The sequence below is a fragment of the Pseudomonas sp. 210_17 TE3656 genome, assembly GCF_054821965.1.
On record NZ_JBTRBC010000001.1, the window covers coordinates 699,584 to 711,368 of the forward strand.

12 protein-coding genes are annotated in these 11,785 nt (G+C 59.6%); 7 read left to right on the plus strand and 5 right to left on the minus strand.

Annotated features, from left to right (window positions below; genetic code table 11):
* Window positions 1-110 precede the first annotated feature (110 nt).
* Window positions 111-2,159, plus strand: a complete 2,049-nt coding sequence (locus ACVI9W_RS03400; RefSeq protein ID WP_461529194.1) for a TonB-dependent receptor family protein — start codon at window positions 111-113, stop codon at window positions 2,157-2,159.
* Here the strand turns inward: ACVI9W_RS03400 and ACVI9W_RS03405 are convergent.
* The 3 genes from ACVI9W_RS03405 to ACVI9W_RS03415 form a co-directional block, all read right to left on the minus strand.
* Complete coding sequence (locus tag ACVI9W_RS03405; RefSeq protein WP_461529195.1) at window positions 2,156-3,220, minus strand: AI-2E family transporter; 1,065 nt, start codon at window positions 3,218-3,220, stop codon at window positions 2,156-2,158. The two genes, ACVI9W_RS03400 and ACVI9W_RS03405, sit on opposite strands and share 4 nt — an antisense overlap.
* A gap of 73 nt (window positions 3,221-3,293) precedes the next feature.
* Entirely contained in the window at window positions 3,294-3,710 is a 417-nt protein-coding gene (locus ACVI9W_RS03410; protein WP_422417365.1) for a hypothetical protein, read from the minus strand.
* Between the two features lie 44 nt (window positions 3,711-3,754).
* Window positions 3,755-4,465 carry a cyclic nucleotide-binding domain-containing protein gene (locus tag ACVI9W_RS03415; RefSeq protein ID WP_422417363.1) on the minus strand — a complete coding sequence of 237 codons (711 nt, stop codon included), beginning with the start codon at window positions 4,463-4,465 and terminating at the stop codon, window positions 3,755-3,757.
* 269 nt (window positions 4,466-4,734) lie between these two features.
* On the opposite strand from ACVI9W_RS03415, the gene trhP reads away from it, so the two are divergent.
* Entirely contained in the window at window positions 4,735-6,057 is a 1,323-nt protein-coding gene (trhP, locus tag ACVI9W_RS03420) for a prephenate-dependent tRNA uridine(34) hydroxylase TrhP (protein ID WP_461531788.1), read from the plus strand.
* Here the strand turns inward: trhP and pvdQ are convergent.
* A complete protein-coding gene (gene pvdQ, locus ACVI9W_RS03425) occupies window positions 6,038-8,365 on the minus strand; it encodes a bifunctional acylase PvdQ (protein ID WP_461529196.1) in 2,328 nt (775 codons plus the stop codon). The two genes, trhP and pvdQ, sit on opposite strands and share 20 nt — an antisense overlap.
* A 213-nt stretch (window positions 8,366-8,578) precedes the next feature.
* On the opposite strand from pvdQ, the gene ACVI9W_RS03430 reads away from it, so the two are divergent.
* Complete coding sequence (locus ACVI9W_RS03430) at window positions 8,579-8,965, plus strand: fe2+ zn2+ uptake regulation protein (protein ID WP_461529197.1); 387 nt, start codon at window positions 8,579-8,581, stop codon at window positions 8,963-8,965.
* A gap of 36 nt (window positions 8,966-9,001) precedes the next feature.
* Here the strand turns inward: ACVI9W_RS03430 and ACVI9W_RS03435 are convergent, their stop codons facing one another.
* Window positions 9,002-9,190 (minus strand): hypothetical protein, encoded by a 189-nt coding sequence (locus ACVI9W_RS03435; RefSeq protein WP_038612844.1) that lies wholly within the window; start codon window positions 9,188-9,190, stop codon window positions 9,002-9,004.
* Window positions 9,191-9,348: 158 nt separating this feature from the next.
* Here ACVI9W_RS03435 and ACVI9W_RS03440 point away from each other — a divergent pair, with 158 nt between their 5' ends.
* The 4 genes from ACVI9W_RS03440 to ACVI9W_RS03455 all read left to right on the plus strand — a co-directional run bounded on the left by ACVI9W_RS03440 (window position 9,349) and on the right by ACVI9W_RS03455 (window position 11,780).
* On the plus strand, window positions 9,349-9,810 hold the full coding sequence (locus tag ACVI9W_RS03440) for a hypothetical protein (RefSeq protein ID WP_461529198.1): 462 nt from the start codon (window positions 9,349-9,351) through the stop codon (window positions 9,808-9,810).
* Between the two features lie 217 nt (window positions 9,811-10,027).
* Window positions 10,028-10,423 (plus strand): Mor transcription activator family protein, encoded by a 396-nt coding sequence (locus ACVI9W_RS03445; RefSeq protein ID WP_422417355.1) that lies wholly within the window; start codon window positions 10,028-10,030, stop codon window positions 10,421-10,423.
* Between the two features lie 66 nt (window positions 10,424-10,489).
* Window positions 10,490-11,128, plus strand: a complete 639-nt coding sequence (locus tag ACVI9W_RS03450) for a DUF2589 domain-containing protein (RefSeq protein WP_461529199.1) — start codon at window positions 10,490-10,492, stop codon at window positions 11,126-11,128.
* 118 nt (window positions 11,129-11,246) lie between these two features.
* On the plus strand, window positions 11,247-11,780 hold the full coding sequence (locus ACVI9W_RS03455) for a DUF2589 domain-containing protein (RefSeq protein WP_461531789.1): 534 nt from the start codon (window positions 11,247-11,249) through the stop codon (window positions 11,778-11,780).
* Window positions 11,781-11,785 lie beyond the last annotated feature (5 nt).

An 11,785-nucleotide genomic window follows, 5' to 3' on the forward strand; every position in this document is an offset into this window, starting at 1 on the left:
ATCCTGTGGGAGCGGGCTTGCCCCGCGATGAGGTCAGTACATATCCATGACTGTGCTTCGTCTGATAGTTGCGACGTCTGATACCCGCTCACCATCCCGGAACCCCATCGATGTGCCCCACCCTACCCCGCTCCTCCCTTGCTCTGTTGATTTCCTGTGCCGCTTCAGTCCAGGCCAGCGATGGCATTGAACTTGGCCAGGTACTTATCCAGGAACAGAGCGAGCTGCAGGACGCTCGCGAACGTCTCAATCAGGTACCAGGCGCCACCAACCTGATTGACATGCAACGGGTGGAGCAAGGCCGGGTCGCCAGCAATCAGGATGTACTCGCCTACCAGCCGGGCGTGTTTGCCCAGTCTGCCGGCAACGACGGTATCAAGTTGTCGATCCGCGGCTCGGGCATCAACCGTGCGCCGGGCAGCCACGGTTCAGGCGTCTACACGATGTTCGACGGCCTGCCGCTGACCGGCCCTGGCGGCACACCGTATGAGTTGTTCGAACCGTTGTGGCTGAGCCGCGCCGAAGTCCTGCGCGGTGCCAACGGTTTCGACCGCGGCGCCCTCGCCCTGGGCGGCGCCATCGATTACATCACCCATACCGGCCATGATGCCGCGCCCTTGCAAGTGCGCTATGAACTGGGCAGCCGCGGCTATGCCAAGCGTCAGATCAGCTCCGGTCAGGTGTTGGGCGATCTGGACTACTACGTGGCCCTGACCGATTCTGAGTACGATGGTTACCAGGAGCACAGCAGCGGCAGCAGCAAGGGCATCGCCGCCAATGTCGGTTATCGCTTCAGCCCGAGCCTGGAAACCCGCTTCTACCTGCGTTACCGGGAAACCGAGAATGATTTGGCCGGGCGCCTGACCAAAGACCAGATCAAGCACCACCCACGCGACGCCAATCCGGCGTACCTGGCTCGGGATGACAGCCGCCCGCAACCGGGCAGCACCTGGGTGGGCAACAAGACCACTTTCTATCTGGACGACGACTCGCGCCTGGAAACCGGGCTGGTCTACCACGACTACCCGATGGACCTGCGCGAGGGCCCGATGCGCCTCAAGGTCGCATATACCGATGTCAGCGGGACACTGAACTATTTCCGTAGAGACACCCTGTTCGGGCACGAAAGCAACACCACCGTGGGCTGGCGGACCACCAAGCACCTGCCCAACAGCGGTGCGTCACAGTTTGTCCGCAAAGATGACATCACCGGCGCCCGGACCCGAGACTTCAGCTACCAGGGTTCGGACACCGTGGTCCACGTCGGCAACGAGCTCGAGCTGGTGCCTGACCTGTGGCTGACCAGCGGCCTGGCGATGATTTATACCCGCCGCGAAAGCGACGTGAGCTTTCCGGCCAATGGCGGCAAGGTCAGCCAGCACGACTGGGACTACGCCCCACGCCTGGGCCTGCGCTACGACATCAACCCTCAATTGCAGGTCTATGGCAACCTGAGCCGCTCGGTGGAGCCGCCGCACCCGTGGTCACTGATCTGGAGCTCGCCCAGCGCCACCCAGCCTATCGAAATGCAGAACCAGACCGCCACCACCCTGGAGCTGGGTGCACGCGGCGAGTCGTCCATCGGCCGCTGGGACCTGGCCTGGTACTACTCGGACGTGCGCCATGAGCTGCTGGCCGTGGAGATCGTGCAAGGCCTGCCCGCCAAGGAGTTCAACGCCAGCCCCACCGTGCACCAAGGCGTTGAAGCCGGCCTCGACAGCCTGCTCTGGGAACGCGGCGGCGTCGGCAAACTGTCCCTGCGTCAGGCCTATACCTTCAGTGACTTCCACTACCGTGATGACGATGTCTTCGGTGACAACCGTCTGCCCGGTATCCCGATGCACTACTACCAGGCCGAGCTGCGCTTCGACCTGCCGAGTGGTTTTTACGCCGGGCTCAATACGCAGATGGCTTCCAAGGTCCAGGTCGACTACGCCAACAGCTATCCTGCCGACGCCTATGCCCTGCTCGGTGCAACCTTGGGCTACAACGCGCCAAAACAGGACTGGCAAACCTGGATCGACCTGCGCAACCTGACCAACAAGCGCTACGCCGCCACAGTCACCCCCGGCTACAACGACAACGGCAAGGACGTTGCCCACTCGACCCCCGGCGAAGGTTTCGGGGTATACGCCGGGGTGTCCTACAGCTTCCGCTAGCTGGGTAGTTGTACCTGTGGTTTGGTCGCAACGAAGATCGCCCAGCTGGACATGAACAGTGCGGCGATCAACGGCCCGATGACAAAACCATTGAGGCCGAATACCGCCAGACCACCCAAGGTCGATATCAGAATCAGGTAGTCCGGCATTTTCGTGTCCTTGCCCACCAGCAGCGGGCGTAACACGTTGTCCACCAGACCGATTACGAACACGCCGAAAGCGACCAGCACCGCACCTTGCCAGATCGCCCCAGTGGCGACGAAATACACCGCAACCGGTGCCCAGACGATTCCCGCCCCGACTGCCGGCAACAGCGATAGAAAGGCCATCAGTACACCCCAGACCAAAGCACTGGGAATATCCAGCATCCAGAAAATGATGCCGCCAAGCGCACCCTGGGTTATCGCAACCAGCAGGTTGCCTTTGACGGTAGCGCGCACCACGCGGTTGAACTTCAGTTGCAAGCGGCGTTTCTGCTGCTCGGCCAACGGCACCGCCGCGCGGATTTTGCGCGCAAGCTCCGCGCCATCACGCAAAAAGAAGAACAGCAGATAGAGCATGACGGCAAAACTCACCAGGAAATCGAAGGTACCCTGACCGAAGCTGAACGCCTGGGTGGCAAAGAACTGGCTGCCTTGCAGAGCCCCCTTGGTAATCTTGTCGCGCAGGCCTGCCAGATCGCTCATCCCCATGCGCTCCAGGCTATTTTGCGCAAAGGCCGGGAGAATATCCTTGAAACGCTCGATGTAGCCGGCCAGGTCCAGCTCGCCGCTCTCAAGGTTCTTGTACAGCGCCGCACCTTCCTGCACTAGCAGGGTGCTGATGATGATCACCGGCAGGATGGCGATCACCAGACATATCAGCAGCGTCAGGCCCGCGGCCAGGTTGCGCCTCCAGTCCAGGCGCGTTAGCAAACGGCGCTGCAGCGGGGCGAAGACGATGCCAAGGATCACCGCCCAGAACACTGCGCCGTAGAACGGCAGCAGGATCCAGATGAAGGCGATGGTCACCAGGGCCAGTAACAGATGCAGGGCCTTGTGCTGCACGGCGGTTTCGTTCATGTGCGCTCCGTTGCTGTTCACAACGTTAGTGCACGGCGCAGTGGCAAAAGTGCCGTGCGCACAAGACGATCGGTCAGGCCCCGGCTGGCCAGGTCTCCAATGCCCGCTCTGCGGTCAGGTCGCTTTCCCAGAAATACTGAGCGCTCAATTCGATTTGCACATAAGCCAGGTCGCCGCTTTCATTGCTTGCATCGTTCGCGCCTGCAAGCCCCTGGGCACCGTCATTGTTACCGCCAGTTGGCGTCACGTCGTACCAAGCCCTCTGACCGAGTGACGTACTCCAGGTCGTCAGGCTGTGCAAATCCGGGTTGGCAAAGGTGAACGTGCAGTTGCTCACACCCGCCAGGTTTTGCCCTTTCCAGTTCCAGTGGTAGGTGGTGTCCACCTGCGCTCGTTCATTCAAGGTGTAACGCGGCTCAAAGGTGGGACGTGAATCAGCAGGCTGCGCAATCGTGACGGACCAAGGTCCATGCGAAAGAATCAAAGTCATTTAGGGTCCTTAAAGCAGGCTGGGCACTGCCATTGATCCATCGGCTAGTTGATAGGCTGAATGGGTTGGAGAAGGCGCACTTGTTTGCCGTCGACTTCGATCTGGCCGTTTTGCTGGAGACGGGTGAACACCCGGGAAACAGTCTCTCCGGCCAGCCCCAGATAATTGCCGATTTCGTTACGTGAGATGCTCAGGTGCAGTTGATTGGCTGCGTATCCAAGCGAGTGAAAGCGTGCCGACAGGTTGACCAGCAAGGAGACGACCCGGGCATCGGCGGCTTTTTTCGAATGCAGCCGGGTCATTTGTTGGGTATTGCGAATCTCACTGCTCATCGCCCGCATCAGATGCCGGCGTATCTGCGGCAAGCGGATCAACAGCTCATCGAGAGGCGCGAAAGGAATTTCGCACACTTCGGTGGTCTCCAGCGCCTGGACTGATACCGGGTACGCTTCGGACCCCAGTCCGGACAGGCCAATCGACTCACCGGGCAGATGGATGCCGATGATCTTTTCTTCACCAGTCTCACTCAGGCAAACGGACTTCAATACGCCGGAGCGGATCACGTAGATCGAGTTGAAACTGTCGCCCTGGCGAAACAGAAAATCGTTCTCTTTCATGGCCCGGACGTGCTTGACCACGTCATCAAGCATGTCGACTTCTTCGGGACTCGCTGAACCAGGCAGGCACAGCGGCGCGAGACTGCAGGTTTTGCATTGTGTCTGGCGGTAAGCTGGCAATCGAATGGGCTCAGGCATTTATCTAGTCCTTATGGCGGAACACACGGTGCGCCTGAGCTGTTTCCATCAAGCGCACTTTGCAGGCCAGACCAGTGTCCCGTGAGCCAACTTCAAACACCCCTCAATAATCGTTATTTGATATCAAACCCTTGTTTCTATTGAATAAATGCAAAGAGTCGGCGCGCAGCACCCGAGGTAAACGCAAGCAGCGGCAAAAGCGCCGTTGACATGGATCAATTACCCACCGGGGCATTCCCGGTAGCATCCGCGCCTTTTGCCGCGACCTGATCATGACCCCGCTTGCCAAACCTGAATTGCTCGCCCCAGCCGGCACTCTGAAGAACATGCGTTACGCTTTCGCCTATGGCGCCGACGCAGTCTATGCCGGCCAACCGCGCTACAGCCTGCGCGTACGCAACAATGAGTTCGACCACGCCAACCTGGCGCTGGGCATCAAAGAGGCCCAGGCCCAGGGCAAGCGTTTTTACGTGGTGGTCAACATTGCCCCGCACAACGCCAAGCTCAAGACCTTCCTCAAAGACCTCGCGCCGGTGATCGAGATGGCCCCGGATGCGCTGATCATGTCTGACCCGGGCCTGATCATGCTGGTGCGCCAGCACTTCCCGCAGATGCCGATTCACCTGTCTGTGCAGGCCAATACGGTGAACTGGGCCAGCGTCGAGTTCTGGCGCAGCCAGGGGCTGACCCGAGTGATCCTGTCCCGCGAACTGTCACTGGAGGAAATCGAGGAAATCCGCCAGCAGGTACCGGCCATGGAGCTGGAGGTTTTCGTCCATGGTGCGCTGTGCATGGCCTACTCCGGCCGCTGCCTGTTGTCGGGTTATCTCAACCGCCGTGACGCCAATCAGGGTAGCTGCACCAATGCCTGCCGCTGGAAGTACAGCGCTACAGCGGCGACTGAAGATGCCAACGGTGATATCGTCCGCGAAGTACAGCCGACTCTGGGGATCGGCGCCCCCACCGAGCAGGTGTTCCTGCTTCAGGAAAGCAATCGTCCGGATGAAGACATGCCGGCCTTCGAGGACGAGCACGGCACCTACATCATGAACGCCAAGGACCTGCGTGCAGTGCAGCACGTCGAACGCCTGACCCGCATGGGCGTGCATTCACTGAAGATCGAGGGTCGCACCAAGTCGCACTTCTACTGCGCGCGCACCACTCAGGTCTACCGCCAGGCCATCGATGATGCCGTGGCGGGCCGTGAGTTCGACCGCAGCTTGATGCTCAATCTGGAATCGCTGGCCCAGCGTGGTTACACCGAAGGCTTCCTGCGGCGTCACGTGCATGATGAATATCAGAACTATCAACGTGGCAACTCGGTGTCCGAGCGCCAGCAGTTTGTCGGTGAACTGACCGGTGAACGCGTCGATGGTCTGGCTGAGGTGAAGGTCAAGAACCGCTTTGCCCTGGGAGATCATCTGGAACTGATGACCCCGCGTGGCAACTATCATTTCGATCTGCACCAGTTGCGCGATCGTCAGGGGGCATCAATCGAGGTGGCACCGGGGGATGGGCATACCGTCTACCTGCCGATTCCCGAGCAGGTAGACCTGGGGTTTGGCTTGTTACTCAAGGAGCTGATTCATTAACGGCTCTGGCCACTACCGCCGCATCGGCCTCGCGTATGACCAGTGAGCGATACTGTGGATCAGCCTTGATCTGCGCCTCGGTGAAGGGAATCACATGCCACTGCTTGGCCGAAAAAGCCTGTGTCTGGTCACTGGCATGCGCTGAACCGGCCTCGCTGGACTCGGAAAAAGCCAGCAATCCCAAGGCCTGCGGCCCCTTGCTATCAAAGGTCACCAGCTGCAGGTAGCTGGTACCACTGACCACCAGGCGCTTGCCAGGCCCGGCCGCTACACTCTGGATCGCATTGTAGACCCCCAGGCTGGCAGGTCCGCCGTGAATCGGCGTGCCGTCGGCGGCTTGCTGGATCTGCCCCCACTGCGCATCAGCCGTCAGACCGGCCTGCTCCACCTCGGCCAGCGAGGCCAGGGCGGCTTGGTTCAAGGCTGCTGCCACGTCGGCGCGCTCGACTGCCAGTCCACGCGGGGTATGTTGGGGATCGCTCGGATCGAACGCTACTCGCCAGATATCCGAGCGCTGCAGCAGCGGCTCCAGAATGTTCTGGAAATGCACCAGCCCGATGCCACTGTCGAGGTCGGCACGCAGGTTCCAGGCTTTCAAGCTGCTGCACAGCGTCGTCAATGGCGAATCCGGCGCCTGTTTACCACACCATTGCAACAGGTCCGGCAGCAGCAGCTCCGCCAGATAGACCTGGTTGTCCATCACCATCTGCTGCAGATCGGCGCCGGTCAGCTTGCCTTCGCGGTTCAGCCGTTGCAGGGCAAAGCGGCTGCGTGGCCCCAGAGGCTGGTCCTCACGACTGACCAACGGCGAATAGCCACGTAACGGCTGCGCCGGATTGACCATCCAGGCGGAGTCGTTGGAGTGCTGGATGAAGTCGCCACGGCTCAGGCTCGGCAGCAGTTGGCTTGGAAAGATGCCCGGCTGCGCTGCACGCGGGTCAATTTTCCAGTTGCAGGCGCTGCGCGAACCGTCGAGCACAATCAACGCCTGTCCTGCTGCCGGATCGCTGCACTGCGCCAGCAAGGCAGCATCGACAAAAGGCACCACCGACTGATTCAGGTACAAGGTTTGTCCCTTGGCGTCCACGGCCAGGGTGTTGACCCAGGGAATACCCTGCAATCGATGCACCGAATCCTGCAGCGCTTTCAGGCTGTCAGCCTGGTTCATGCTGTACCACTGCTGCAGTACGCGAGTGTTGTCCAGGTTGGCGTCGCGCAGGCTGAAAGCGCGCTGTTTGTCCCAGTCCAACCGTCCGGGCCACTGTACAACCGGGCCGAACACTGAGCTGTAAACGTCACGATTGACCGGTGTCAGTTTGCCATCCGCACCCTTGACCGTCACCGTCAGACGTTGGCGGCTCATCGGCATCGACTTGCCATCGAGCAGGTAGCGGGTCGGATCCTTGGGATCGAGCTCAAGCCGATACACCGTGAAATGCCTGGAAGTGTCCACCGTATGGGTCCAGGCCAGGTGGCGGTTGAAACCGATGTTGATCAAGGGCAGACCTGGCAACGCTGCGCCCATGACATCCAGCTTTCCGGGCACGGTAAGCTGCATCTGGTAAAAACGCATGCCGCCCGCCCAGGGAAAGTGCGGGTTAGCCAGCAACATGCCATGACCACTGGCTGATCGCTCGCGCCCCACCGCCACCGCATTGCTGCCACGCTCGAGAGCGAAATTGTTCTGCCGTGCTTGCGCCACGCTCATGTCCACATTCAAGCGCGCGACGGCACTGGGCGGGGTAGCGCCCGCCAGGGCTTCGGCAAACTGCCCTACCCCACCTTCAACCAACAGACGCCGGGTGAGCTTGACCAGATCAAGCGTGGTAATCGGTCTCAGCCACTGCGCCTGCAGGCATTGCGCGCCCTGCCCCTGGGCCACGCGCTCGGCCAGGGCACGGTTGTAGCCCTTGGCATAGCCCTCGAGCAGGGCCCGCACCTGCGCCGGTTGTGCCTGCCAGAAGCCGAATACTGCAGAGGGCGAGTTGAGCCAGCTGAAGAACAGATCACTGGCGAGGTTCTCGCGCTGCTCGAAGGTTACCTGCTCAGGTCCGAAGTAGCGTGAGCGCTCGGCGTTGACCGTGACCACTTCATTGGCCAGCAGGCACAGGTTGTCCTGAGCGTAGGCATAACCGATGCCATAGCCCAGCCCCTGTTCATCCCGGGCCAGGATGTGCGGTACCCCAAAGCTGGTGCGGCGAATTTCGGCACTGGCATCGCCCGGAGCAACACGGGCCTGGGCAGCAAAACTGAGGCCGAGCAGCAGTCCTGCCAGACAGACGCTTGCCAACGGATGGGATTTGATCACGAACACTCCTGCATCGATCAGGGAACTATTGATCCTGATTGAACGAAGCACAGGCGATAAATTTACGGAATCTGCCTTGCCGAAACGTCTTTACCTAAGTGGCTCGATAATTTTTTTTCCCGGGTACTGCAGTTTTGCCACGCTCATTCGTCTTATAGGGTGTAGGCAAGAATTTTGACGGTATCTGGACTGGCCACGAAAGGGAGTGTTCACATGTATAACCAGCAACAGGCAGCGATCGCCAACCGCCCCGAGCGAAAACCTCGGCAAGCCTTGACAGTAAAAGTCGACAACAGCGACAACGAGCGCCCTGGCAACGAACATATTCGCGAACTGCTCAGGACATTCGGGCTGCGTACCAGCCTGATCCGCCTCAAGGTCATCGATGCCTTGCACATGGCCGACAGGAACGGGCGCAGCATCGGCGTACGCGGCGTCCACAGCCAGCTTGAACAGCTGGATGTTCCCCTGTCGTTCCTCAGTGTCCGGGAAGTGCTCAAGCGCTTGTGCGTCGAGGGTGTGATCAGCATGGGCAACGACAAGTGCTACAGCCTCAACCCCGAGGCCCGCAGCATTCTGGAGCAAACCTGCCCACGCTAAGCGAAAGGCCGGCGTATGCCGGCCGTGCTGATCACTTCAGAGCTTGACCTTGCGGCGCATGATGCCGTTGATCACCACAACCGCAACTGCCACCGCAATGGCAATGTACTGGAACACTTGTTCACTGATCGTCCCCTGCTTCTGCAGGTAGGACAGACCGAGCATGATCCCCAGCACCAGCAGGGAGATCAGAATGGAATATTTCAGGCGTTGACCTTGAGTCATTGATATTTCCTTGCAACATCGGGGTAAGGGCCCGGAACGGCCCATGCGCATCATACAACGCAGCCCTGCCGCGAGCGGACAATTTCCTCCTTCTGTAGTGACCTTGCGCCTGAAACCATGGCGTCCCGGGCATTGTCCCAGACGAATGGAAACTCGCCATGTTCCTCGGTCGATTACTAAGTAGCATCACCTTGCTGGTTGGCCTTGAGGCCCAGGCGCTCCCCACCTCGACACTCTCCCCCGATCAACGCGTTGCACTGGGCAAGCAACTGGCCGAACACGCCGGTGCCAGCCAGTGGCAACAACTCTGGCAGCGCTCGCGCCAGGCCGGGTATCTGTACGAACAATCGACTACCCCCCACTTCAGTCTTGATTCCGCCGAGGTCATCAAGGCAACAGCCCTGACCCTGTCGCAGCCAAAAGAGACAAGTGCAGTCAACCAGACCCAGGTTCTGTATCGCCGGGACTTTTCTCCGCAAACCGTAGGTAAACACGCAAAAACCAGTCTCAGCGCCGTGTGCATCTGGGTTGACTGGCGCACCCTCCCGGAGCACGCCGTGAACCGCCCCGGCCCCTACCTCGGGCAAATCAGCCTGCTGCTGGTGCACCCCTGCCAGTAAACGTGGGTTGCCAGACCTTGCCCCCTCGCTCAAGCATCTGGAGCGCAGAACCAAGGGGTTACGCCGAATCAGCCGTGACTTTCCTATTCCCATGGCCCTCCTTGCCTACAAACCACATATCCGATGCCCACCGCCCCTGCTGCGCTTGCTGCCTGTTACGCACGGTCGGGATGTTCAAACATGAAGGTGTCAAGCCAATCCCTACAAGGAAGTCACCATGGAACTGCGCGATCTCAACCGTATTGACATCCAACAGCTGCCCCATTCGCTACAGATGCTCATCGAATGCCTGGGCATTGAAAACGCTTACAACTTGACCTGTGCTTTCGGTGGCCGCCCCAAGTACATCCCCAAGCACCGTGAACGCACCACACTGGCGCAGGTTCTCCCTGCGACAGCCCTGGACGCCCTGATCAAACGTTTTGCCGGTATGGCCCTGGAAATCCCCAAGGTCGACCACTTCCTGCGCCAACTGCGCAATCAACAGATCCAGCAGGAAAGCGCCGAGGGTCTCTCGCGCAGCATGCTAGCCAACAAATACGGCTTGAGCTTGCGCCAGATCGGCAACATCCGCCGCCAGGAGTCGTGTGCACACGCTCGCCTCACCCCTTGAGCCGCTAACCTCGGCACTCAAGACAAATCCGCACAATGATGTGCATTCATCAAAAGGAATTCCGCAATGGCAACTATCGATAACAGTTTGATCGGCTCGGTCATGAATGCCTTGCCACTGGACCGAATGATCTCCGGCCCCTTGCAGGCGATGATTCAGGCGCAAGTCACCGCGAGCAAGTCGTACGCCGACTTTCTTATGGGCGTGTGTATTCAGGATGGCAAAGCCGTCGCCATTCAGTTTGACTACGACGAAACCATCACCGATGAACAAGGGGTCTATAAGGGCACCGTCTCCAAGAAGATGCAGATCCCGCTGCTGGCGGCGATTACCCATCCCAACATTGTCATTGAAGAAGGCAACATCGACTTTGAATTGACCATCAGCCAGCAAGCTGAGAGCACCTCTGAAACCGGGGCTGAAACGGGTTTCGCCGCCTCGCTGGGTTGGGGGCCGTTCAAACTCAACGTCAAGGGCCAGGTCAGTCACAAGTCCAGTCAGACCCGTAAAACCGACACCCGTGCGCGCTATGCCTTCAACACCAAAGTCCGCCGTCAGGACCCACCTGAGGCATTGATGCGCGTGATCGACTTCCTCACTGAGGCGGCCACCAAGCCTGTGGTCATGAAAGACGCCGTAGCGGATAACCTTGATGCACTGCCTGAGTCGAAACTGCAAATCCCCAAAGAGAAAGCCGCACCGTAAGTAATACCCGCTTGATCATGCTTTGCCAACGAATCCGGCCTCTCCCTCGTGAGAGGCCTCCTGCCAGAAACACAAGGAGTGCGAACGCTTGGATGATCTCTCCTCGAAAAACGCCCCCATCACCGCCAGCGATCTTTGTGACATTACCCGTGGCCTACAAGAAGCCGCTGCCGCCACCAATAATCTGATCGCCCAGCAGTACATCAAACTCTTCGATCAGTTTTTCGATTACGACGCCCAGGCACTGGGCTCACCGATGAAGGCCAAGATGGTTGAGGTGGCGATGGATGATCAGCACAAGATGCACGTCCCGCTGATTGCCCTGGTTTCACCCAGGGGGCTGGCGCTGGAGCGTATGCAGGTCGACCTGTCGGTGAGAATCCAGAATACCGAAACCACCAAGGCCAGCGAGAACCTGAAGCGCGAGCGCTTCTATGTGACGGTAGGCGGCCAGAACAAGCGCAACGGTGACAGCCGTGATCCCGATGAAGTGCAAATCCGCATGCAGTTCCAGGCCTGCGAGCCCCCCGAGGCGCTAAACCGCCTGATCGAGGAATACACCAACCTGATCAGCCCGCAACGACGGCCTGATCCTCCCAAGCCCGCCGATGACAGCAACGAATTCATCGAAGCTGCCACCGTACGCGGATAGCGATT